Below are 22,985 nucleotides of genomic sequence, written 5' to 3'. Positions count from 1 at the left end.
ACAGTGCTTGCGACGCTCAAATCAGTACTTGCGAAAGTCCCTGTGGTCACTCCGCCTGAGTATGTGGTTTCAGCGAAAGCCGCGCTGCTGCCGCAAGCGAGGGAAATCGAGAGGGCGAGTACGCTGGGACGAAATGAAGGATGACTTGCTTTCGAGAAGAAAGAATTCATGAGAGTCCAGGAATGGCGAGCGTTCGAACTGATTCATCAACCGCGCCCAAACCTGGTGCGATAGTCGATTGAATTCAGTGTTTATTCAGAATTACTGAGAACAAAGGCAGAGGGAACCGTCGAACAATTGCCCTCTTAAAATCGCAGAGGGGAGCGATGACAGGCTTGCTAGCCCAGATATGTTCCCAAAGCTTACGATTGCGAAGAAATGTGATCGCGAACATACTCGGTCACGCGATACGTCGTCAATGCGGATTAGTCTGAACGGCGTAGCGAAATGCAGCCCCTGCAGGCCTCGGCGAAAAGAAAACCGCTCGGGAGCAGCCGATGACGAGCCAATCAAACCCGCCGCGCATCAAGGAAAGCTCCGGTTCGACGCTGGACAAGCCAGGACCCGGGCCTTTGTCGACTATGTCACCGAAGCCTTTCGGCGCAACAAGCTAAAGGAGCGCCTGGCCAAAAGCCTGGCCGTGTAACGCCTGCCGGTTCGGTTCAGCGGTTGCGGCGGGCGGGGATGAAGCTGTCGACCACAACATCCCATGGCGGTGGCGCTGCAAACACGTCCGATAGCAGTATCAGGAAGGCTTTCACATTGGGGCTGGCGCGGCGGCTCTCGGGCCACAGTGCGGTGATATTGGAGCGATTGACCGCGTACTTCGGCATCACCGGGACCAGCTCGCCGCGCTTCACATGGGACGCGGCCAGATAGGTTGGCATGATGCCGATGCCACCGCCGGCGATGACCACTGCTGCCACGACATCGCTGACATCGGCAACTATGCCGGCATTGGAGGCAACCTCGACGATTTTGCCGCCCACCGCAAATGGCCAGCGCAAAGCCTGGCCTGAACTTTGAAAGCGGAAATTCACACATTCGTGCCCGGCCAGATCCTCCGGCCGCCGCGGCGTTCCCCGCCTTTCAAGGTAGGACGGCGCAGCAAAGGCACAGATGCGGTGCGGCGCAAGGCGCCGCGAAATAAGGCGCGAGTCGGGCACATCACCCACGCGGATCGCGACGTCGATGCCTTCAGCAATCATGTCGGCCATCTGGTCGCGGATGCGTAGATCCACCACGAGCTCAGGATGGCGCGCCCGAAAACCCGCCAACGCCGGTGCCAGGACATGCACGCCGATCGGATATGGCGCTGCGATGCGGATGATGCCGGAGGGGCCGTTGCGCGTGGTCATGGCCGCCTGCTGGATTTCCTCGGCTTCCTGCAGCAGCCTGAGGACACGCTCGTGAAGCGCCTCGCCCTCATGGGTCAGCCGCAGCGACCGGGTGGTCCGCACGAACAGCGGCACCCCCAATTGCTGTTCGAGGCGTGCAATGCTCTTGCTGACGGCCGATGGCGAAATCGCCAGCGCGCGGGCAGCGGCGGAATAGCTGCCGAGCGCCGCCGCCTTGGCAAAAGCAATCAAGCCAGTAAGCCTGTCGAGGGTTATCTGTTCCATGACGGCACTTATATTATTCCGATCAAGTCTCTTATGGAACAAGTAGCCGCTTCCTAGAATGCGATCACGCACTTGCGTGAATCCACTTCCAGAGGAGCACTCCATGAACATCCTATCCGTCCAGGCACCCGCGCTTTCCAACAATTCCTCCCTCGCCGGCAAGACCGTGCTGGTCTTCGGAGGCACCTCCGGGATCGGTCTGGCGACCGCCGTGCAGGCCAGGGATGCCGGCGCCGAAGTGATCGTGGTGGGCTCGGATCCCGCGCGCTCAGCCGCGGCGGCTGCAGAACATGGCTTGCAATGGCGCGCTGCCGACATTACCGACCGCCAGGCGCTGGCCGTGGAACTGCAAGACATCGGCCACGTGGATCACTTGGTATTGATGGCCGGCTCCTTCGTCGTCGGCAAGATCCTTGAGGCCGACACCACTTACCTGCGCCGCGCCTTCGATGAACGAATCTGGGCCGCCATCGATGTGATTCGAGCGCTGCACGAGCGGCTCGACGCGCACGCGTCGGTCACCTTCATTTCCGGCGTGCTGGCCGATCGCCCCAATGCCCAGGGCACCGCCGTCCCGGCCGCTGCCTCGGCCGCGATGGAAGCACTGGCTCGCGGCTTGGCATTGGAACTGGCGCCGCGTCGCTTCAATACCCTCTCGCCCGGCACCACCGATACCCCGCTGCTGGGACGCACGCTGGGCAGCGCGCGTGGCGGCTATGTGGCCGAGCTCAGCGAGAAGCTGCCGCTGAAGAAGATCGTCTCAGTGCGGCAGGCCGCGGCAGCAGTGATGTTCCTGATCCGCAATGACTTCATGAACGGCGAAACCCTGCATATCGATGGCGGCCAGCGCCTGGTATGAGCCGGATTTATCGCCCTCTGCCCCTCCTTGCCCACAGGTGACCCCATGACTTCGCTTTTCGATCCGATCCAGCTGCCAAGCCGCCTGGCTGGACGATCGGAACAGAACACAGGTTGTGCTCGAGTACCCGTCGACTTGAGGGTGCGCCGATAGTCCCAATCCGGAATAATTCCATTTTGGATGACCGATGCGGTTTGGGCCATCCGGCTCAGACATCACTGTATGTGAGCAGTCACCTTTGGCTATTTCTCGGATTTTTCTGTTTGTCCACAACAAGTTAGCTGGACCCAGCCAATTCCATTCAGGCGAACGAAATTCCACACGGGGTGAACTTCGACAGCCGGTGCTCACCTCACCAAAGTTGTAACAGCCACCCCCTCCCCCCTTGAACCAGAAATTTCGATCCCTATAATTAGCACTCGCCTCCGGTGAGTGCTAACAAGCCTATTCGCCCTTCCGGCCTCCGGGGCAAGCGAGACAACCCCCTTACCGTTTAAGAAAACAGGAGTTCTTCATGGCCCTGCGTCCTCTGAATGATCGCGTGATCATCAAGCGTCTGGACAACGAGCGCAAAACCGCCTCGGGCATCGTCATCCCTGACAGCGCCGCTGAAAAACCCGATCAAGGCGAAGTCGTCGCCGTCGGCCCCGGCAAGCGCACGGAAGACGGCAAGATTCTGCCGGTCGACCTGAAGGCAGGCGACAAGGTGCTGTTCGGTAAGTACGCCGGTCAGTCGGTCAAGGTCGATGGCGAGGAACTGCTCGTCATCCGCGAGGAAGAAATCCTCGCCGTGATCCAGTAATCCATCCTCCTCAGAATTCTCCGTAAGGAAAGAATATGGCTTCCAAGCAAGTCCTGTTTGGTGACGACGCCCGCGTGCGCATCGTCCGCGGCGTGAACATCCTGGCTAACGCTGTCAAAACCACCCTGGGCCCCAAGGGTCGCAACGTCGTGCTGGAGCGCTCGTTCGGCGCCCCGACGGTGACCAAGGACGGCGTGTCCGTCGCCAAGGAAATCGAACTGAAAGACAAGTTCGAAAACATCGGCGCGCAACTGGTCAAGGACGTTGCCTCCAAGACCTCCGACAACGCTGGTGACGGCACCACCACCGCCACCGTGCTGGCTCAAGCCATCGTCATGGAAGGCCTGAAGTACGTCGCCGCCGGTTTCAACCCGATCGACCTGAAGCGCGGCATCGACAAGGCTGTCGCCGCCGCCGTCGCCGAACTGAAGAAGCAATCCAAGCCGGTCACCACCAGCAAGGAAATCGCTCAAGTCGGCTCGATCTCGGCCAACAGCGACACCTCCATCGGCCAGATCATCGCTGACGCGATGGACAAGGTCGGCAAGGAAGGCGTCATCACCGTCGAAGACGGCAAGTCGCTGGAAAACGAGCTGGACGTCGTCGAAGGTATGCAATTCGACCGCGGCTACCTGTCGCCCTACTTCATCAACAACCCGGAAAAGCAAGTTGCCGCGTTGGAAGACCCGTTTGTCCTGATCTACGACAAGAAGATCAGCAACATCCGTGACCTGCTGCCCGTGCTGGAACAAGTCGCCAAGTCCAGCCGCCCGCTGCTGATCATCGCCGAAGACGTCGAGGGCGAAGCCCTGGCCACTCTGGTTGTGAACAACATCCGTGGCATCCTGAAGACCACCGCCGTCAAGGCGCCTGGCTTCGGTGACCGCCGCAAGGCCATGCTGGAAGACATCGCCATCCTGACCGGCGGCGTCGTGATCTCCGAAGAAACCGGCATGTCGCTGGAAAAGGCCACGCTGCAAGAGCTGGGCCAAGCCAAGCGCATCGAAGTGGGCAAGGAAAACACCACGATCATCGACGGCGCTGGCGACAGCACCTCGATCGAAGCTCGCGTCAAGCAAATCCGCGTGCAAATCGACGAAGCGACCTCGGACTACGACCGTGAAAAGCTGCAAGAACGCGTGGCCAAGCTGGCCGGCGGTGTTGCCGTGATCCGCGTCGGTGCTGCCACCGAAGTCGAAATGAAGGAAAAGAAGGCTCGCGTCGAAGATGCCCTGCACGCTACCCGTGCAGCGGTTGAAGAAGGCGTCGTGGCTGGTGGCGGCGTGGCTCTGCTGCGTGCCAAGCAAGCTATCGTCGATCTGAAGGGCGACACGCCTGACCAGAACGCCGGTATCAAGCTGATCCTGCGTGCCGTTGAAGAACCCCTGCGCACCATCGTCGGCAACGCCGGCGAAGAAGCCAGCGTCGTTGTCAACAACGTGCTGGGTGGCAAGGGCAACTACGGCTACAACGCCGCGACCGGCGAGTACGTCGACCTGGTCGAGCAAGGCGTGCTGGATCCCACCAAGGTGACCCGCACCGCTCTGCAAAACGCCGCCTCCGTCGCCAGCCTGCTGCTGACCGCCGAAGCCGCCGTGGTCGAACTGGCCGAAGACAAGCCCGCTGCTCCGGCTATGCCCGGCGGCATGGGTGGCATGGGCGGCATGGACTTCTAAGAAGTCTTTGCCTGAAAGGTGGCCGGTGACGGCTGCCTTCCCAAGCAAAAACCCTGGATCGGTTTGCACCGATCCAGGGTTTTTTTATTGATGCTTAGGAGATATAGGGGGCTGCGCCCCCTATGCCCCCCATGGGGGAGGATTTGAAGGGGCTCCGCCCCTTCGACCCCCGGGCGCCGGCTAACCCCGTAGTGATGAGAGTGGGAAAGGGCCGGGCCCTTCGACCCCGGCCGCCCGGCGGCATATCCGGCGAGGGGATTTGAAGGGGCGGAGCCCCTTCACACGTCCCGGTGGCAGGCGCCACCCAAGACTGCGCCCCAGCAAAAACTCAACTCTTGAAGTACGGACGCTCTTGCGCGAACAGCAACGCATTTGCCCCACGCCGCCAGGCCGCGGGCGTGTCCTTGCCCAGCAGGACCGTGGCCATGGCATAGGCCTGGCCTCGCAGCACAGGCGGGACGCCATCGAGACTTTGCTCGGCAACGACCACAGGGCGCTTCTGCTGGATCGCATCCAGGAAGCCGGTCATCGCCGTCTTGTACCGCTGCAAATCATCAGGCAGCTGCGCCATCAACGGTGCATAGTCGCGTTTGCTACGCGCGGCCAGGGCGATGCTGGTCCAGATGGTGTCCTCGTCCAGCCCCTGCCCCACCGGCAACGCCAGCGCGCGGTCGACCGCGGCTTGCGTCGCGCCATCGGATGCGCCGACCAGACGCAGGATGCGCGCCTCGGTATCCGGCTTCTTATGCGCCAGATTCACGGCGACGTCCAGACGCCCCTGTGCCAAAGCCGAGAACGCCTGCAGGTCAGGCCGCCGTTCCAGACCTTGCCCGCTCTCCAGCGTCCGCAGAATGCTCAACTGACGCGAGTGGCTGGCAAGCTCGTCCATCCGGAACGTGTCCGGCCGGCCCACGGCACGCATGACGCGAGCCAGATCCACCGCGACGGCGGATTGCAGCATCGGCAGGCGCTGATAACCCGCCAGCATGCGCGGTTGCGCCGTGGCCCAATCGCCCTTGCTGGCAGCGATATAACCGGACGCGTAGGCGAACCACGGATGCTGCGGCCAACGCTTGTTGCCGTCGACGAAAGCCTGATCCTTGGCGGGTGACTCCGGCAGGCAGCGCGCCGCCAGGTATTGCAGATCCATGTCGTTCGGATTGGCCTGGGCCTGCTGCGTCATCTCCTGGCACACCGCATCGTGCTTGGCGCCGGTCGTCGAATCCTGCCGCAACCGGTTCAACAGAATGTCCTTGGGCGCGGCGCGCAGGCGCTGCGTCAACACCTCGTCGAATCCAGGCACGCCAACGGCAGCCATCAACCACTGAATGGAATTCGGACTGTTGGGGGCGTCCCAGCGTGCATGGGCCAGCACCACTGCCGCGCGCTCTTCCTTGGAAGGAACCAAACGCAGCAGATCCTCCGGACTACCGTCGCCGCCACCCTCAAGCGCGGTGCGCGTGGCGCCGCCGCCCTTGGTCTTGACCGAGCTGGGCGGCTCGCGGAACAGGTAGTCGACGTTGATGGTGCTCCAGCGCGGCGCGCCATGCTGCACCGGCGGACGCTCGGTCGCATTGCCGTAGGCAGCCGTGTACTCGACCAGCGGACTGGCGCCGGCCACGTTATAGACGATATGGGAAAAACGATTGTCCACATCGCCGTTGAAGGACTCGATCACCTCGCCCTTCAGCGTACGGGTCTCCACCGTATACGCGGCCCCCGGCGACAGCTCGTGACTGGCGTAACCATGCGCCGCCACCTGCAGGCGCACCTTGTCGCCCACGCTGACCACGACCGGTTGGCCCAGGCCGTTATAGACGGTCAAGGACGCGCTGCCGATGAAGCTGCTGACACCCAGCACCACCGCGACGATGGAAGCAGCAACCGCCAGCCGCAGCAAGGAAGGGAACATGCCGTCGGCAATAAGGAAGCGGCTCCACCAGTTCAACTTGGTCTGGCGCTGGCGCTCCTGGCCCGGCAACAACGCCGAGTAGGAAACCGGCACGCGCGGCGGCGCTTCCGCGGCATCGAGCGGGGTCTGTTGCAGGGCGTGCGCGGCGATGCTCGCTTCGGTGCGCAACAATTCGTCGAGGGCCCGGCTGCGCAAGGCGCCCAGCATACCCGTGGCGGTGTTGACCCAGCCGTCGATCACATCGATCCAGTCGCCCAGGTTCTTGGCGGTGGGCTCGGTCAACTCGAACTTGCCCAGCTCCTTGGGAAAGTCCTCGATGCCGGTGGCTGCGGCCAGGCGCGGATTGAGTTGCACCTCGGCGGCCTTGGCATAGGTCTGCTGCAGGGTCGCGTAAAGATCGTTTGCCGCCACGAGAACGCGCTTACGGCCACCTTTGCTGACGCGGCGGGCAGCGGTCTCGACCGAAATCCAGCTTTGGAAAGCGCCGTTGGCGTCCCGCAGATTGGCTTCGGCATGATCGGCGAAATGCAGGGCGCGCAGCACGCCTTCCAGATAGGCGGCCCACTCCGGACCCGCGGCCCGCGCCGCGGCCAGATGCCAGCTGCGGCAGGCGTAGTCATGATCGCGCAGACGGCCACGCACCGTGTCCAGCGCCCGCTGCGTCGCCGCCAGCAGCGATGGCAACTCCGACAGCGACGCTTCGCCGCCGCGATGGCGGATCTTGTTGCCATCGACCTTGAGATCCCCTTCTTTGAGGCCGCGCAACTGATCCACGTCCAGTTCCAGCGCGCGCAATTCTTCCATGTCCTGCGTCAGGCTGGCCGGATAGAAAGTCGCATGCAGCGCGGGATCGGCGGACGCCGTGGGATCGAACAAGCCGGCGGCGTCGACCGTGTGACGGACCGGCGAACGGCCGAAGTAGATGCCGCGATAACGGCTGTCCAGATACTCGCGGTTGAATTGCTCATCCAGGCGCTGCAAGGTGACTTCAAGGGCTTCCGGCGCTACCGCGTCTTTGTCCTTGGGTCCCAGGGTCACGTCCGTCAGGCGCAGGCGCAGGGTCTCGACGTCGCGGAACAAGTCCCACGCACTGCCCTCTTCCACCGGCGACGGCACGTAGTTGGCCTTGGCGTTGGCTTCGCGCTCATGGTTCAGCGGGTGCGTCAGCCACATGCGGGGCGGCTGCGCCAGACCCGCCTTGAACACCCGGTACTCGGCCGGGTTGTCGGCCGGCACGGGGGCGACGATGCCATAGGTCGGGTCGTTGAGGATCCGGCGCATATGGCCAAGGATGCGGGTCTGCACCGCGAAGATGTCGGCCGGCGCATGGCCATCGCCCTTCTCGTTGAAGGCGAAGCGCAGGGCACGGTCCCAGGAATCATCGGCGGCCTGCAGGCGATGCAGAGCATGCACCAGGGCATCGCTGCCGGTGAGGTGCACCGCCACCAGGTCGGCGTTCAATTCCATTTCACGCGACAGGGCGCGCTGCATGATGACGACGACGCGGAACGCGGAATCCACCAGGGCCCGGATGGCCCAGACGATCAGGCTGATCAGCCAGCCCACCCACGCGATGCGGAAGTCCGACCGGGAAATGGATTGCAGGAAGCGATCGAAACGGTCGCGCCGTGCCACCAGATGGCCGGCGATCTGCTGCGCCACGTAGACCCAGCGGCCCACGGCCATCGAACGCTGCGCGAAGTGGCCGAACTCGTGCGCCAGCACGGCGCGCAACTCGGCCAGGCTCAAGACGTTGACCAGGCCCAGGCCAATCTCCAGATTCTTGCGCGAGGGCAACAGCAGATTGAGGATGGACAGGTCGTAGGACACCGACGCGTTCACGCGTGATGACAGGAAAACCCGGTGCGGCCGCGGCGCGCCGGCGGCATCGGCCATCGCGTGCAGAAAGGTGAAGAGTTCCGGCTGCGTATCGGCCTTGATCTCATATTCATCGTCGTCGCTGCCGCGCTTGACGAAGAACAAGCCCTTGAGCATGAAGGCGGCAAGGAAGGCCGCGCAGGTGCCGATCGCGAAGCCCAGGAAAGCGCCGTCGCCGCTGGACGTGATGGCGCCTGCAATCATGCGGTAGGCGGTGAACACCAGCCAGCCGGCCAGTCCCAGGTAAAGCACCATGAACACCAGTAGGCCGCCGACGGCGACCCATGCACGGTTGCGATAGGCGCTTGTGGCGCGCGGGGGCGCGGAGGTCGCGGGGAAGCCTGGCGGCAGCGAGTCGGGTAGGGTAGACACGAGCAAGTTCCGTCGTAGAGGGGCCCATTCCCAGGGGAGAGCGGGCCCTTGGCCGGCTTTGACGCCGGCGCGGGTTTTCTTGGAGTGGGATCGCGTCGCGGTGGACTTGCTGACCGCAACGCGGAGCGCTCGCATCGTAGGCGCAGGCGCTTCCGCCTTTGCTACAAGCCGAAACATGATGTGTAAGAGTTGGAATCAATCCTAAGGGGTGTGTCAGGACGTCGGGGAAACCCTCTAATTTTTTGGCGCCAATTTCGGATAGAATTTTTTCGTGCACTTTTTACATGACGGGTCGCCTCCGAGAGAAGGAGCGGCCCTTTCGTCTCCCCTCTGACACCACTGTCGCGCACCCGCAGGACGGCTCGATGACCTCTCCTCAGCAATTTCCTTTTGTTTCCGTTTCCGGCAAACCGCAAGTACGGGGCAAGCAATACGGCCAGATCGCGGCTGACCGCGTGCGCAAGAGCGTGGCCATGTATGGCCAGACCCTGGTCACCCTGGGCTACGACGGTCCGGCCCGATCCCGCCTGATCAATGCCTTCGCCAAGGAAATCGAGGATTTCGCCCCGCACTACCTGGAAGAGATGCGCGGCATCGCCGAAGGCGCCGGTGTCACCCTGGAAGACATCATCATGATCAACGCGCGCACCGAGGTGGTGGCCAAGGCGCGTGCCGAAAAGAACAAGGCGGCCGAACTGGAGCCGGGCGACGGCTGCACCGGCGCCCTGTTCCTGCCGACCCGGTCGGCCACGGGCAACCTGATCCATGGCCAGAATTGGGACTGGCGCGCGGAATGTGCGGAAACCGCCATCGTGCTGCGCATCCGCCAGGACGACGGCCCCGACATGCTGACCTTCGTCGAAGCGGGCGGCCTGGCGCGCAGCGGACTGAACAGCGCGGGCGTATCGATCACCGCCAACTACCTGGAGTCGGATCGCGACTTCAAGCAATTGGGCGTGCCGCTGGCGCTGATCCGCCGCAAGGTGCTGGAACAGCAGCACTTCGCCCTGGCGTTGAAAGCGGTGGCGACCACTCCCAAGTCCTGCTCCAACAACATCATGCTGGGCATGGCCGAAGGCTTCGGCGTCGACTTCGAATGCACCACCGACGAAGCTTTCCCCATCTACCCCGATAGCGACGACCTGATCGTGCATGCCAATCACTGGGTCAGCGAAGTAGCCCTGGTGAAGCTGCGCGACACTGGCCGCGCCAGTACGCCGGAAAGCCAGTACCGCGACTGGCGCGTGCGCCGCCGCCTGAACGCCAGCGCCAAGCTGACCCGCGACGACATGCGCGACGCCTTCTTCGACGACTTCGGCTCACCGTATTCGGTATGCCGGCCGCCGCGGCCCGGCAGCCACGACAACCTGTCCGCCAGCGTCGCCATGGTCATCATGGAGCCGGCCGTGGGCGAGATGGAAGTCGCTCCCCTGCCCGCCCTGAACCGCACGTTCACGCGCTACAGCCTGACTGGCGAGCCGGAAGTCTTCACCTACGAGAAATAGCAGGCGGCGCCACCGGCGCATCAGAAAACGAACAAGGGGCGTATTTCATGAAGCTAAGGCAAGCAGCTCTTTCCCGCCGCGCGATGGCGGGCGGATTTCTTCTGGCAAGCGCCCTGACGGGCAGCCTGGCCGCCACGATGGCTCAAGCCGCGACGCCTTTGCGCATCGCCATGACCGCCGACATTCGCTCGACGGAGCCCGGCGTCAACCGCGATGCCAACAGCGACCTCGTCACCGCGCACATGGTCGAGGGCCTGGTGGCCTTCGGCGAGCACGCGGAGGTAAAACCCCTGCTGGCCGATTCGGTGGCCATCAGCCCGGACGGCAAGACCTACACCTTCAAGCTGCGCCAAGGCGTCAAGTTCCACAACGGCGCAGCCCTGACCGCGCAGGACGTGGTGTGGAGCTGGAACTACTACATGACCCCCAAGACCGGCTGGCGCTGCGTGGGTGAATACGACGGCCGCGGCGTGGCCAAGGTGCTGTCGGTGGAAGCCCCCGACGCGCAGACCGTGGTCTATCACCTGGATAAACCCAACGGCCTGTTCCTGGCCTCGCTGGCGCGTACCGACTGTGGCGACACGGCTGTCATCCACAAGGACTCGCTCAAGGCCGACGGCAGCTGGGACAAACCCATAGGCACCGGCCCTTTCAAGCTGGGCGAATGGAAGCGGGGCGAATACATCAGCCTGCTGAAGAATCCCGACTATGCCAATCGCGGCGGCAGCATCGACGGCTTCACCGGCTCGAAACGGCCGCTGGTGGACGAAGCCCGTTTCGTCATCGTGCCGGACGAGTCGACCGCGAAAGCGGCGCTGCAAAGCGGCAATATCGACATCATCCAGGACCTGTCCTATTCGGACGTCAAGCCCATGCAGTCGACGCCGCACATCAAGGTCGCTTACGCGCCGGTGATGAGCTTGACGGCCTTGCTGATCCAGACGGACGATCCGCTGCTGTCCAACCCGAAGCTGCGCCAGGCGATCGCCCATGCGATCGATTACGCCCAGTTGTCGGAGGCGGTCAGCGAAGGGTTGATGAAAGCGCCCAACAATTCGGTCATCCCCGCCGTGTCGCCCTACTACGGGGCCGCCGAAAAGCAGGGTTGGAACTACGATCCGGCGCTGGCGCAGAAGCTGTTGAAGGAAGCCGGCTACAAGGGCCAGGAACTGGTCATGATGACCAACAAGCGTTACCCGCAGACCTATAGCGCCGCGGTCATCATGCAGGCCATGTTGCAGGCGGTGGGCATCAATGTGCGCCTGGACGTCATGGAATGGGCGTCGCAGCTGGACCGCTACAACGCGGGCAAATACCAGATGATGTCCTTTCCCTATTCGGCTCGCCTCGACCCCAGCCTTAATTTCGAAATGCTGACCGGCGACAAGAAAATCCAGCCGCGCAAGGTATGGGACAACGCCAAGGCCATCGAACTATTGGCCGGCGTCATGGTGGAGACCGACCAGGCCAAGCGCCAGCAGACCTTCGACACCCTGCACAAGATGTTCATCGCCGACGTGCCGTCGATACCGCTCTACAACAGCATGGACATCGGCGCCTATCGCGACAACGTCAAGGGCTATACGCCCTGGGCGGTGAAGCAGGCACGGGTGTGGGAAGTCAGCAAGGCTGATTAACAGGACACATCATAGGAAAGGGCCCGGCCGTCACACGGCCGGGCCCTTTTTGCTGGGTACCAGACTTGAAAATTGCTCGGTTTACTTATCGCTCACCTTGGTGCCCCACGCCTGCGGCTTGCCTTCCCACACGCCGAAGCCTTGCAGGCGCTTGCTGACACCCCAGGGCTGATTGCCGTTGGACAGCAGGATCACGGGCACCTGCTCCAGCAACTTCGTGTGCAGCTGATCGAAGATGGCGCGGCGCTTGGCGTCGTCCAGTTCCGAGAAGCTGGCATCGATCAGCTTCAACGCTTCGGGGTCTTCCCACACCTTGCGCGGCTGTTTGTCCTTGTCGCCGGAGAATTGTTCATAGCTCAAGGACGGGTCCAGGCGCGACGAATAGCTGAATGAACTCATCTGGTAGTTGCCCGTGTTGTAGCGATCCAGCTGCGTGGCCCACTCCAGCACTTCGATCTGCGCATTGATGCCCACCGCCTGCATCATCGCCTGCGCCATCACCGCCACCTGGTAGCTGGGCACGTGCGCGCGCTTGTTCGCGTAGATGACGATTTTTTCGCCCTTGTAGCCGGATTCCTTCAGCAGCTTCTGCGCCAGCGCCGGATCGTATTTCCAGCTCTTCTTCTGGGTTTCGTCGTAGAAGGCCGAGCCGGCCGACACGGCGGAGTTGTTCACCACGCCCAGGTTCTCGGTCGCCGCCTGCACGATCTGCGGAATATCCAGCGACGCCACGATGGCCTGGCGCAGCTTGACGTTCTTGAGCACCGGATCACGGGTCTGGAACAGCAAGGTGTGTTTGGCCGCGTCCCGCGCCACCAGCACCGACACGCGCGCATTGTTCTTCAGGTCCGCCACGTCGGTATACGGCACCTGGCCGGCGTCGATGGCCCCCGAAAGCAGGCCGGTCTTCACGGTGGAGGCGTCCGGCACTACCAGGAACTTGACCTCATCGGCCAGCGGCTGTTTCTTGCCGACATAGCCGTCTTCCTTGTCCCCCGGCGGCGATACGTAATCCTTGAAAGCCTTGAGCAAGACGTACTCGCCCCGCTTCCACTCGCCGAACATGAAGGGCCCCGTGCCTATCGGCTTATCCCAGCTGCCGTCGGCCTTGACCGATTCCTTGTTCAGGATGCCCGTCATGCCGCAATCGGTGCGGGCCAGGGTATCCAGGAACACCGCCGATTTGTGATTCAGCTTGATGACGACGGTCTGTGCGTCAGGCGCGCTGATGTCCTCGACCTTCAAGCCGTTGCGGCCGTCGAATTCGCTGCGGCAGCGCCAGTCCGTCTTGGGATCCATGTAGCGTTGCCAGCTCCACAGGACATCCGCCGAAGTCAGCGCCGCGCCGTTATGGAACTTGACGCCTTGGCGCAGCTTGAAGGTATAGCTCAGGCCATCCGCCGACACGTCCACCGATTGCGCCAGCAGCGGGCCCACGCTGCCGTTGTCGCGATACCCCACCAGGCCTTCGACCATGTTCAGCACCACGCCGTCGGTGGTGTCGTCGCGGTTGACACCGGGGTTGGTGGAGCGGATATCGGCGGGCTCCGAGATGACGAAGGACGACGCCTGCGCGGCGGCGCCGGCCGACAGGGCCAGGCAGAACAACGCCGCTTGGGCGATCGGACGGTTTTTCATGGAGAAGGCTCCCAGTGCCTGTGACGGCGCCGCGCGGTGCGGACGGAGAATGACATCCGTTCGGTCGCGAATTTTGGCGCCAATTCGGCCATTATGAGTAGACCGTCCCGGGGCGTCACCCCGGGCTTTCCCTGAAAACCCGCTGAGCCTATGCCTTGGAGGTCAAGGCTTGAACTGTTGTATGTGCGCGGCGATGATGCGTTGCAGACGCGGCACGTCACGCGCCGCCAGCGCGTCGACGATGTCGAAATGCTCGCCGACGGATTTCTCGATGCGCGCGCGCGTCATCCACTGCGTGGTGGGGGCCGCCACGCCACGGCCGCGCATGTCGTGGATCAAGGTGACCAGTTCACGATTGGCGCACATGTCGTACAGCGCCGCATGGAATTCCAGATTGACCTCGTATTGCTCCAGCACCGTACCGTTCAGCAACAGGTTGGCGAAGCGCTCCGCCAGGGCGCGCAGCTGCCCCACCTTGGCATCGGTGACGTTGGGCATCAGGTCGGCGGCGGCGCCCACTTCCAGCAGCACGCGAATGTCGCGGATGTGATTCTGGTGGTCCACGTCGGCCTCGTGCACGTGGTAGCCGCGATTGGGAACGTGCTGGATGACGCGGCGCTGCGTCAGATGATCGAGCGCGCGACGGACGTCCAGACGCTTGGCGTCATAGCGCTCCTGCAGGTCTATCTGCTTGAGCCAGGCGCCTGTGCCGAAGACGCCGGACTGGATATCCCGCGCCAATCTATCGGCCAGGGAAATCTCGACGCCGGTGTTCGATTTACGCATGGGTAGTAAGAAAGCTGGTTAACGAATGGCCTCGATTCTATCGTCCCGCAACGCCTGCCCGCTGCCATCTTCCAGGAATAAGCACACTACCGTGGTTTTACGCCGGCGCCGCCGCGAACACAGGCGCGGCGGCCGGCTCGTCGAAGCGCCATTTCAGGCGCACGCCGCCGGTTTCGGTGGACTCCAGGGCCGGGATGGCCGACAACAATTTGCGGGTGTAGGGGTTGGCCGGCGCGTCGAAGATCTGGTCGCGCGTGCCTTCTTCCACGATGGCGCCGTCCTGCATCACGATGACGCGATCGGCCACCTGCTCCACCACACCCAGGTCATGGCTGATGAACAGGCAGCAGAAGCCATGGCGGCGCTGCAGATCGGCGAACAGCTCCAGCACCTGGGCGCGCACGGTCACGTCCAGGGCGGACACCGGTTCGTCGGCAATGACGAAGGTGGGCCGTCGCACGATGGCGCGCGCGATGGCCACGCGCTGGCGTTGCCCGCCGGACAGCTCATGCGGATAGCGGCCCGCGTACTCGTCGCCCAAACCGACTTCGCTCAGCACTTCAGACACGCGCCGGCGCTTGTCGGCCCCGCTCATGTCGCGCATCAGGCGCAGGCCCTCGCCCACCAGCTGGCCCACGGTCATGCGCGGATCCAGCGAGGAATACGGGTCCTGGAACACCATCTGGCAATTCAAACGATAGTCGTACCAGCCGGGATCGTGGCGCCCGATGGGTTGGCCGCGGAACGCGATCTCCCCCGACGTCGGGCGCAGCAGGCCCGCGATGGCGCGGCCCAGCGTGGTCTTGCCCGAGCCGGAGCCCCCCACCACCGCCACGACCTCGCGCGGCATCACTTCCAGGTTCAAGCCGTTCAAGGCCCGCTTGGCCTGGGTGCGCGCGAACAGGCGGCGATGGCCGGCATAGTCGACGACCAGGTCACGCACACGCACCACGGGCGTTTCGCGCGGCACCGGTCGTGCGGGCAGACGTCGCGGCATGGCCTCGAGCAATTTGCGGGTGTAGGGATGCTGCGGCCGTGCGAGCAATTCGCTGGTGGCGCCGCGCTCGACCACTTCGCCCTGGCGCATCACCACGACGCGCTCTGTGTAGCGCGCCACCATGGGCAGATCATGGCTGATCATCAGCACCGCGGTGCCGTGCTCGCGCGTCAGCCCGACCATCAACTCCAAGACGTCGCGCTGCACCACGGCGTCCAGCGCGGTAGTCGGCTCGTCGGCGATCAGCAGCGCCGGCGCCAGCAGCATCACGGACGCGAGCATCATGCGCTGGCGCATGCCGCCGGAAAATTCGTGAGGCCACGCATCCAGGGCGGCGCGCGGGTCGCGCAGGCCCACGCGCGCCAGCATGTCGAGGATGCGCTCGCGTCTTGCGGCAGAGCTCAGGTCGCGCCGGTGCAAGGCCAGGCCTTCATCCAGCTGCCGACCTATGGTCATGGACGGATTGAGCGATGTCATGGGCTCCTGGAACACCATGCCCACGCGCGCACCGCGCAGTTCACGCAGCGCGGCCGGCTTCAGCTGAACGATATCGCGCCCTTCGAATTCGATGCGGCCGGCGGTTCGCACCAGCGGCGGAGGGGTCAGGCCCATGACGGCACGGGCGGCCTGCGTCTTGCCGCTGCCCGATTCGCCGACGATGCCGACCATTTCACCGGGCGCGACGTCGAAGGACACATCGCGGACGATCTCGCGCCCGCCGTGGCCGATGCTCAAGGTCAGGCCGGCCACGTTCAACAGGGAGGGGCCACGGCCGCCTGCCCCGGAGGTAGCGGACCAGCCCGCGGCTGTTGCGGCGGCAGTAGTGGAATTCTCGGTATGGCTGGCTTTCATGCGGCGGCTCGCATCCGGGGATCCAGGCGATCGCGCACGGCGTCGCCCAACAGGTTGATGCCCAGCAGGGTCAGGGCGATGCACAGGCCGGGCAGGATGGACAGCCAGGTAGCCTGCGACATGAACGGCCGCGCGGCCGCCAGCATATTGCCCCAGGTGGGCGCCGGTGGCGGCACGCCCAGACCAAGAAAGGACAAGGCGCTTTCCGCCAGGATGACCCAGCCGAACATTGATGTCGCCAGCACCGTCAGCGGCGCCACGCAATTGGGCAGCACATGCCGGCACATGGTGTAGAGCTCGGAATTGCCCAGCACACGCGAGGACTCGATGAACTCTTTCTCGCGCAGGGACAGCACCGTGCCCCGTACGATGCGCGTCACCGACGGCGTATAGGCCAGGCCCAGGGCCAGCACGATGCCGTACTTGTTGGCGCCCACCACCGCCAGCAGGCCAAGGGCCAGCAGCAAGCCGGGAAACGCCAGCAGCGCATTGTTGAAGGCCATGATGATGCGGTCGGTCCACCCTCGCACGAACCCCGTCAGCAGCCCGACGGCGGTACCGGCGATCAGGGCGAAGGACACCGTGAGCAGACTTATCCACACGCTGGCCGACGCGCCGGCCATCAGGCGTGACAGCTCGTCCCGGCCGAACTCGTCCGTGCCCAGCAGGAACGCGCCGCCCGGCGCTTTCAAGCGTGCGATGAAGTTGATCTTCAAGGGATCGTACGGGGTCCAGATGGCGCCCACCACGGCCACGATCACCACCAGGCCGACGATCACGCCGCCCAACAAGGCATTGCCCGCAATGCGTTTTCTCTTTTTCGGACCGCTCATTCCGCCGCCACCCTGGGATCGAAGAAGGGATAACACAGGTCGATGATCAGATTGACCACCACATAGACGACCGCCACGAACAGCAGGCAGCCCTGGATGACCGGATAGTCGCGGCCGAAGATGGCGTCCACCAGCAGGCGCCCAAGGCCGGGGATGGTAAACACGGTTTCCACCACCGCGATGCCGCCCAGCAGATTGCCCAGCACCAGGCCGATCAGGGTCCAGGTCGGGCCGAAGGCATTCTTGAAGGCATGGCGCATCAGTACCGCGCGTTCGGACAGGCCCTTGGCGCGTGCATGGGTGATGTAATCCAGCCGCAGCACCTCCAAGGTGCTGGCGCGCGCCATGCGCATCAACACGCCGATCTCATGCAGGAACAGGGTCAGGATGGGCATGATCAGATACAGCACGCCGGCCTTCCAGTCCGAATTGACCGAGACGTAGCCCACCACCGGCAGCCATTGCAGCTTCAGCCCGAAGAACAGCAGCAGCAGCAAGCCGCCCCAGAACGTGGGGATGGAAACCAGCAAGGTGGCGGTGCCCACCAGCAGCAGGTCCGGTACGCCGTTCTGTTTCCAGGCGGCGATCATGCCCGCGGGCACCGCCACCAGGCTGGCGAACACCACGGCGGCCAGCACCACTTGCGCGCTGACGAGGAAGCGGTCCCACACCAACGCCAGCACGGGCTGGCCGGTGGTGATGGACTTGCCCAGATCGCCATGCAGCATGTTGTTGAACCAGATGCCGAACTGCACGGTCCAGCTCTGGTCCAGGCCCAGGCGGGCGCGCAGGTCGGCCAGGCTGGCCGGATTGGCCAGGTCGCCCAGCATCAGTTGCGCGGGATCGCCCGGTATCAGGCGTATCAGCACGAATACCGCTACCGCCACGATCAGCAGCGTGGGTATCGCCATTCCAATGCGGGCCAAGGCAAAGCGCAGCATGCGGGCTCCTAAAGTGTCTTCATGCTTCCCGGCGCTTTGCCTTCAAGGCGCGCACCAGCCAGTCCTGCACCACGCCGACGCACTTCTGGCCGTCGTGCGGGACGTTGTCGACGACGTCGAACGTCACCTTCACCCCAGCGGCTTCAAATGACTGCTGCAGGGTCTTCAGGCGCTCCGGCCGCGTGCGGCCTGCATCATTGCAGCCCGGCATGTAGTACTTGCCGCCTTCGCGATGCGTGATCTCCCACGTTTCCAGATCGGCTTTGCCCACGACCATGTGCACATCGACCTTGCGCAGCGCGTCCAGGTCCAGCGCCTTGCCATAGCGTTCCTGCATGCCGCGCGTGCCCACCCACCAGTCCTTGTCGGCATCCAGCAGGGTGACCGAACCGGGCGCGCCGATGGACACGCCCCACAGGCGTTCCGGATGCAGCAGGGCGAAGCGGTTGACGAACTGCCCGCCGCCCGAATAGCCGAACAAGGCGAAGCGGCTGAAGTCGCAGCTGAACTTCTCTTCCAGCTCGGCGACCATGTCCAGCAGGACGTGGTCATAGCGGATATCGCCCTCTTGCATGTGTTTGAAGGCATCGCGATTACCGTCGCCGCGCACGCCCACGGGGAACAGCGGGCACAGCACGATGCAATCGTTCCAGCGCGCGAACTCGGCGAAAGCATCGCGGTATTCAACGAAGGCGCGCCCGGTGCCGTGCATCACCACCACCAGCTCCATCGGGCGCCTGGCCTCGGCGATATGGGGGGGAACGTAGGTGCAGTAGGAAAAGCGCGGATCGCTGCGGGCCGCGAAGATGGTGCCGTGGCCCAGGTCATAGATGGCGCGGGCGTGGGCTGCTGCGGTATCGGTGGGAGAGGTGGTGGGCATGTGGGCGTTTGAGGTCTGTAGGGCCGGTGGCGTGCGGGGGCATGGACCGGCCGGGAGGGGGTGGACTAAAGACTTTAAATTGGCGCCAATATTATCTTCACGCAATGGTATCTGTATGATTTGTGGCTCGCCAACGGGGAAATCCCTAGTCTGTCCTCGCCCGGCAGGCATGCCAATTGCGGCGCCGCGGGCCGATTCACGCTCCGTCCACACCATGCCCTACTTCACTCGCCTGCGCGATCGCCCCTCCACGCTTCTCCGCCTGTTGATGGCGTCCGCGCGTCAATGGTCCGACCATCGCGCGTCCAGCAAAGGCGCGGCGCTGGCTTTGTATATGGTGTTTTCGCTGGCGCCCATGTTGATCCTGGTGATCGCCGTGGCGGGCGCGTTCTTCGGCGAAGATGCCGTGCGGTCCGAGCTGGTGGGGCAGTTGCGCGATCTGATGGGTGATCGCGGGGCCGAGGTCATTCAGATCGTGCTGGCCAGCGCGCATGAATCCGGCAGCGGCATCGTCGCCACGGTCATCTCCGTCGGCGTGCTGATCTTCAGCGCCACCACCGCCTTCAGCGAATTGAAGGAAAGCCTGGATGAGTTGTGGGAAGTGCGCGGCCAGAAGAAGGCAGGTGTGCAAGGGCTGGTGCGCAGCCGCCTGCTGTCCTTCGGCCTGGTGCTGGTGCTGGCGTTGTTCCTGCTGATTTCGCTGACCGTCAATGCGGGGCTGGCGGCGGCCCATCATTACTACGGCGCGTTGTGGGCCAATTCCGCGTTCGCCACGGTGGCCGACGTGCTGTCGAGCTTGTTCTCTTTCGCCGTGGTGGCGTCGCTGTTCGCGGTGATCTACAAGCTGCTGCCGGCGGTCACCATACCCTGGCGCGACGTCTTCCCGGGCGCCATCGTGACGGCCGCCTTGTTCGTGCTGGGCAAATGGGGCATCGGGCTGTACCTGGGCAGCGGGTCGGTGGCGTCGGCCTACGGCGCGGCCGGGTCGGTGGTCGCCCTGCTGCTGTGGATCTATTACTCCGCGCAGATCTTCTTCTTCGGCGCGGTGTTCACGCGGCAATACGCGCGTCATCTGGGATCGAAGATAAGCGAGACCGAGACGGTCCCGCCCAAGCCCGCTGCCTGAAGCCAAGGCTGTCGTACCGCGCCGCATGGACGGCGCGGCCGCCCCGCCTACCTCATCTCCGTCAACACGGATTCCTTGAAACGAAAGCCCCAGCCGGGGCCTTCGCGCGGAAACGCATTGCCGTTCTCCATATGCATGGGCGTGTCGATGAGGTCATCGATCCAGTCATAGCTTTCCGCCGCCAGCCCACTGGGCGTGCCGCAAAGCAGGGGAACGTCGTAATCGCGGTAGTAGTGCGGCATGATCTGCACGTGATGCGCGGCCGCGTAGGCCGCCGACGCGCGCCAGTTCTCCACGCCGCCCAGGCGGATCAGGTCGGGCTGCCAGATGTCGATGGCGTTGGCCGAGATCAAGCCCTTCAAGCCTTCCAGATTGGATTCCGCCTCGCCCATGGCCAAGGGTAGTCCGGTCTGGCGGCGCAAGGCCGCATAGCCGTCGAGGTCGTGCCGGTTCAAAGGCTGCTGGAACCACACGCTGCCCAGGCTTTCGGCCTCGCGCGCCAGCACCAGGGCATCGGTGCGTTGCAGTCCCTGGTTGGCATCCATGATGATGCGCACGCTGGGACCGATGGCCTGGCGCACCTTGCGCAGCCGGGCCAGGTCGCGCGATATGTCGGACGAACCCACTTTCACTTTCACCGCGCGATAGCCGCGCCGGGCATGGTCGGTGACATGCTCCACCAGCTCCTGGTCGGAATAGGATAACCAGCCGCCCGAGGCATAGACCAGGATGCTGTTGCAGTGCGTGCCGAACAGGCGATGCATGGAGACATCCAGCGTGCGCGCCCACGCATCCCATAACGCGACGTTGACCACGCCCAGGGCCCAATGCAGCAGGCCCTCGTTGCCGAAGTAGGCGTTCTCGCGCGTGCAACGGGTGCGCAACAGGCCGGGCGCGGCGCAATCCATACCGACGGCCAACTGCTCCATATCGCGCAGCGCGCCACGGATGGCGTGCGGGGAATAGTGATAGGCCAGCAGATAGCCCTGGCCACGCTTGCCGTTGTAAAGCTCGATCTCGGCAATGAGAAAACCGACGGCGGGAATGGAATGCGCGGCGTCGGTCAAGGGTTTGTCGAGCGCGACGCGGGTTTCATAAAACCGCAACGCGCGGACGGCGGTGGGTGCCTTGCTCATGCAAATGTGCTCCGGTGGAGTTGTTCCTGATGAGCTAAGAGCACCGCGCGTGCCTGAAACGTGAACGACAGCTTGCAGCGTTCACGACCCGCTTCAGCCGTCGATCAGGTCGGGATTCCAGGCATGCACTTTTTGGTGCTGCTCACCCAGCCCCGCGACACCAAGGCGCATTTCGTCGCCCGGTTTCAGGTAACGCGGCGGCTTGGCGCCCATGCCCACGCCCGGCGGCGTGCCGGTGCTGATGAGATCGCCGGGATACAGGGTCATGAAGCGGCTGACATAGCTGACCAGCTGGGCCACGCCGAAGATCATCGTACGCGTGTTGCCAGTCTGCGCGCGTTCACCATTGACGTCCAGCCACATGTCCAGGGCCTGCGGATCCGCGATCTCGTCCGCGGTGACCAGCCAGGGACCGACGGGTCCGAAGGTGTCGCAGCCTTTGCCCTTGTCCCAGGTGCCGCCACGCTCGATCTGATACTCCCGCTCGGACACGTCGTTGACCACGCAGTAGCCGGCCACGTGCTTGAGCGCGTCAGCCTCGGACACATAGCGGGCGCGGGCGCCGATGACCACGCCCAGCTCCACTTCCCAGTCGCCCTTGACCGAGTCCTGCGGCAGCACCACGGGGTCGTTGCAGCCGACCGCCGCGCTGATGGGCTTCATGAAGATGATGGGTTCGGCCGGCAAGGCCAGGCCCGCTTCGGCGGCGTGGTCGGCATAGTTCAGCCCGATGCACACGAACTTGCCCATGCCGGCCCAGGGCAAGGCGATGCGGCCGGGCTGCGTCACCACGGGCAGCGCGGCGGGGTCGACCTTGGCCAGCGGCGCCAGCCCCTGCGGGGTCAACAGTTCGGCGGTGATGTCGCTGACCACGCCGGACAAATCACGAATCTGGCCCGCACCGTCCACCAGCCCGGGTTTTTCGGCGCCCTTGGCACCGTAACGCAGCAACTTCATGGCTATCCCTTCTATGGTTCTAAGGAGGAGAGGAGGTATCCGCACAGACTCTACCGCACTGATGCCATCCGCGGCAGTTATGATGCGGGTCCGGCCACGATTCCAGGCCGCCCGAATCGACACTCGCGGGTTCGCACCCGTGCGCTTACGACGTATACGCCATGACGCCTACGCCCCCTCCCCAGCACTCGCCCTTCAAAAGCACCGGCGGCATCGGCCGCATTTTCAACGCCCTGCGCTATTCCCTGCAGGGCCTGAAGGCCGCGCTGCGCTATGAAGCCGCTTTCCGCCAGGAGCTGGCCCTGGCCGTCCTGATGATCCCGGCCGCCTTCTGGCTCGGCAGATCGGTGGCGGAAGTTTTTCTGCTGATCTTTTCCGTGATCATGGTGCTGGTCACCGAACTGGTTAACTCCGCGGTGGAAGCCCTGGCCGACGCGCTGTCGGTGGAGATGCATCCGCTGCTGGGCCGGGCCAAGGACCTGGGCAGCGCCGCCGTAATGTTGTTGCTGATCTTTACCGTGATTCTCTGGGTCGCTGTCGCCGTGGGGCGATTCGCGCTGTAAGGGAATAAAAGAC

At 63.9% G+C, this 22,985-nt stretch carries 17 protein-coding genes; 7 read left to right on the top strand and 10 right to left on the bottom strand.

Translation table 11 applies throughout. The features are described from left to right. Positions 1–662: 662 nt before the first annotated feature. A complete protein-coding gene (locus ASB57_RS26190; RefSeq protein ID WP_057654822.1) occupies positions 663–1,622 on the bottom strand; it encodes a LysR family transcriptional regulator in 960 nt (319 codons plus the stop codon). Positions 1,623–1,725: 103 nt separating this feature from the next. Between ASB57_RS26190 and ASB57_RS26185 the strand changes: the two genes are divergently transcribed. From ASB57_RS26185 to groL, 3 genes are all read left to right on the top strand, one after another. After that, positions 1,726–2,481, top strand: coding sequence for an SDR family oxidoreductase (locus ASB57_RS26185; protein WP_057654821.1), 756 nt, complete (start codon positions 1,726–1,728; stop codon positions 2,479–2,481). A gap of 514 nt (positions 2,482–2,995) precedes the next feature. Beyond that, positions 2,996–3,283, top strand: coding sequence for a co-chaperone GroES (groES, locus tag ASB57_RS26180; RefSeq protein ID WP_057654820.1), 288 nt, complete (start codon positions 2,996–2,998; stop codon positions 3,281–3,283). Positions 3,284–3,318: 35 nt separating this feature from the next. Beyond that, positions 3,319–4,959 (top strand): chaperonin GroEL, encoded by a 1,641-nt coding sequence (gene groL / locus ASB57_RS26175; RefSeq protein ID WP_057654819.1) that lies wholly within the window; start codon positions 3,319–3,321, stop codon positions 4,957–4,959. 328 nt (positions 4,960–5,287) lie between these two features. Here groL and ASB57_RS26170 read toward each other — a convergent pair whose 3' ends face one another. Further along, positions 5,288–9,121, bottom strand: coding sequence for a M48 family metallopeptidase (locus tag ASB57_RS26170; protein WP_057654818.1), 3,834 nt, complete (start codon positions 9,119–9,121; stop codon positions 5,288–5,290). A 365-nt stretch (positions 9,122–9,486) separates the two neighbouring features. Here ASB57_RS26170 and ASB57_RS26165 point away from each other — a divergent pair, with 365 nt between their 5' ends. Together ASB57_RS26165 and ASB57_RS26160 are read left to right on the top strand one after the other, a co-directional pair. Further along, positions 9,487–10,626, top strand: a complete 1,140-nt coding sequence (locus tag ASB57_RS26165; protein ID WP_057654817.1) for a C45 family peptidase — start codon at positions 9,487–9,489, stop codon at positions 10,624–10,626. 47 nt (positions 10,627–10,673) lie between these two features. Beyond that, on the top strand, positions 10,674–12,263 hold the full coding sequence (locus ASB57_RS26160) for an ABC transporter substrate-binding protein (RefSeq protein ID WP_057654816.1): 1,590 nt from the start codon (positions 10,674–10,676) through the stop codon (positions 12,261–12,263). 81 nt (positions 12,264–12,344) lie between these two features. On the opposite strand, the gene ASB57_RS26155 is transcribed toward ASB57_RS26160, so the two are convergent. The 6 genes from ASB57_RS26155 to ASB57_RS26130 form a co-directional block, all read right to left on the bottom strand. Further along, positions 12,345–13,901 (bottom strand): ABC transporter substrate-binding protein, encoded by a 1,557-nt coding sequence (locus tag ASB57_RS26155; protein ID WP_057654815.1) that lies wholly within the window; start codon positions 13,899–13,901, stop codon positions 12,345–12,347. A 162-nt stretch (positions 13,902–14,063) separates the two neighbouring features. Beyond that, entirely contained in the window at positions 14,064–14,687 is a 624-nt protein-coding gene (locus tag ASB57_RS26150; RefSeq protein ID WP_057654814.1) for a GntR family transcriptional regulator, read from the bottom strand. A gap of 97 nt (positions 14,688–14,784) precedes the next feature. Beyond that, positions 14,785–16,536, bottom strand: coding sequence for an ABC transporter ATP-binding protein (locus ASB57_RS26145; RefSeq protein WP_082621842.1), 1,752 nt, complete (start codon positions 16,534–16,536; stop codon positions 14,785–14,787). Next, a complete protein-coding gene (locus ASB57_RS26140; RefSeq protein ID WP_057654813.1) occupies positions 16,533–17,369 on the bottom strand; it encodes an ABC transporter permease in 837 nt (278 codons plus the stop codon). Before ASB57_RS26140 ends, ASB57_RS26145 begins: the two co-directional genes overlap by 4 nt. Then, on the bottom strand, positions 17,366–18,310 hold the full coding sequence (locus ASB57_RS26135) for an ABC transporter permease (RefSeq protein WP_057654812.1): 945 nt from the start codon (positions 18,308–18,310) through the stop codon (positions 17,366–17,368). The genes ASB57_RS26140 and ASB57_RS26135 overlap by 4 nt, the downstream gene beginning before the upstream one ends. Positions 18,311–18,329: 19 nt before the next feature. Further along, positions 18,330–19,190 carry a hydrolase gene (locus ASB57_RS26130; RefSeq protein WP_057654811.1) on the bottom strand — a complete coding sequence of 287 codons (861 nt, stop codon included), beginning with the start codon at positions 19,188–19,190 and terminating at the stop codon, positions 18,330–18,332. A 214-nt stretch (positions 19,191–19,404) separates the two neighbouring features. On the opposite strand from ASB57_RS26130, the gene ASB57_RS26125 reads away from it, so the two are divergent. Continuing rightward, positions 19,405–20,316 carry a YihY/virulence factor BrkB family protein gene (locus ASB57_RS26125; protein ID WP_057654810.1) on the top strand — a complete coding sequence of 304 codons (912 nt, stop codon included), beginning with the start codon at positions 19,405–19,407 and terminating at the stop codon, positions 20,314–20,316. 47 nt (positions 20,317–20,363) lie between these two features. Here the strand turns inward: ASB57_RS26125 and ASB57_RS26120 are convergent, their stop codons facing one another. Both ASB57_RS26120 and ASB57_RS26115 read right to left on the bottom strand, forming a co-directional pair. Next, positions 20,364–21,452, bottom strand: coding sequence for a mandelate racemase/muconate lactonizing enzyme family protein (locus tag ASB57_RS26120; RefSeq protein WP_057654809.1), 1,089 nt, complete (start codon positions 21,450–21,452; stop codon positions 20,364–20,366). 93 nt (positions 21,453–21,545) lie between these two features. Further along, the gene (locus ASB57_RS26115) at positions 21,546–22,409 is read right to left on the bottom strand and encodes a fumarylacetoacetate hydrolase family protein (protein WP_057654808.1); all 864 of its coding nucleotides are present in this window, start codon (positions 22,407–22,409) and stop codon (positions 21,546–21,548) included. 161 nt (positions 22,410–22,570) lie between these two features. On the opposite strand from ASB57_RS26115, the gene ASB57_RS26110 reads away from it, so the two are divergent. Then, entirely contained in the window at positions 22,571–22,972 is a 402-nt protein-coding gene (locus tag ASB57_RS26110; protein WP_057654807.1) for a diacylglycerol kinase, read from the top strand. The last annotated feature ends 13 nt before the right edge of the window (positions 22,973–22,985 follow it).

Source organism: Bordetella sp. N (genome assembly GCF_001433395.1).
Lineage (GTDB): Bacteria > Pseudomonadota > Gammaproteobacteria > Burkholderiales > Burkholderiaceae_B > Bordetella_C.
The sequence above is the reverse complement of the archived record's forward strand: the minus strand, read 5'-3'. Positions and strand labels throughout refer to the sequence as shown.

What these genes read in the sequence shown, in the direction of transcription:
- ASB57_RS26190 (WP_057654822.1), bottom strand. Translation starts at nt 1,622, where the DNA reads ATGGAACAGATAACCCTCGACAGGCTTACTGGCTTGATTGCTTTTGCC.
- ASB57_RS26185 (WP_057654821.1), top strand. Translation starts at nt 1,726, where the DNA reads ATGAACATCCTATCCGTCCAGGCACCCGCGCTTTCCAACAATTCCTCC.
- groES (WP_057654820.1), top strand. Translation starts at nt 2,996, where the DNA reads ATGGCCCTGCGTCCTCTGAATGATCGCGTGATCATCAAGCGTCTGGAC.
- groL (WP_057654819.1), top strand. Translation starts at nt 3,319, where the DNA reads ATGGCTTCCAAGCAAGTCCTGTTTGGTGACGACGCCCGCGTGCGCATC.
- ASB57_RS26165 (WP_057654817.1), top strand. Translation starts at nt 9,487, where the DNA reads ATGACCTCTCCTCAGCAATTTCCTTTTGTTTCCGTTTCCGGCAAACCG.
- ASB57_RS26160 (WP_057654816.1), top strand. Translation starts at nt 10,674, where the DNA reads ATGAAGCTAAGGCAAGCAGCTCTTTCCCGCCGCGCGATGGCGGGCGGA.
- ASB57_RS26155 (WP_057654815.1), bottom strand. Translation starts at nt 13,901, where the DNA reads ATGAAAAACCGTCCGATCGCCCAAGCGGCGTTGTTCTGCCTGGCCCTG.
- ASB57_RS26150 (WP_057654814.1), bottom strand. Translation starts at nt 14,687, where the DNA reads ATGCGTAAATCGAACACCGGCGTCGAGATTTCCCTGGCCGATAGATTG.
- ASB57_RS26145 (WP_082621842.1), bottom strand. Translation starts at nt 16,536, where the DNA reads ATGAAAGCCAGCCATACCGAGAATTCCACTACTGCCGCCGCAACAGCC.
- ASB57_RS26140 (WP_057654813.1), bottom strand. Translation starts at nt 17,369, where the DNA reads ATGAGCGGTCCGAAAAAGAGAAAACGCATTGCGGGCAATGCCTTGTTG.
- ASB57_RS26135 (WP_057654812.1), bottom strand. Translation starts at nt 18,310, where the DNA reads ATGCTGCGCTTTGCCTTGGCCCGCATTGGAATGGCGATACCCACGCTG.
- ASB57_RS26130 (WP_057654811.1), bottom strand. Translation starts at nt 19,190, where the DNA reads ATGCCCACCACCTCTCCCACCGATACCGCAGCAGCCCACGCCCGCGCC.
- ASB57_RS26125 (WP_057654810.1), top strand. Translation starts at nt 19,405, where the DNA reads ATGCCCTACTTCACTCGCCTGCGCGATCGCCCCTCCACGCTTCTCCGC.
- ASB57_RS26120 (WP_057654809.1), bottom strand. Translation starts at nt 21,452, where the DNA reads ATGAGCAAGGCACCCACCGCCGTCCGCGCGTTGCGGTTTTATGAAACC.
- ASB57_RS26115 (WP_057654808.1), bottom strand. Translation starts at nt 22,409, where the DNA reads ATGAAGTTGCTGCGTTACGGTGCCAAGGGCGCCGAAAAACCCGGGCTG.
- ASB57_RS26110 (WP_057654807.1), top strand. Translation starts at nt 22,571, where the DNA reads ATGACGCCTACGCCCCCTCCCCAGCACTCGCCCTTCAAAAGCACCGGC.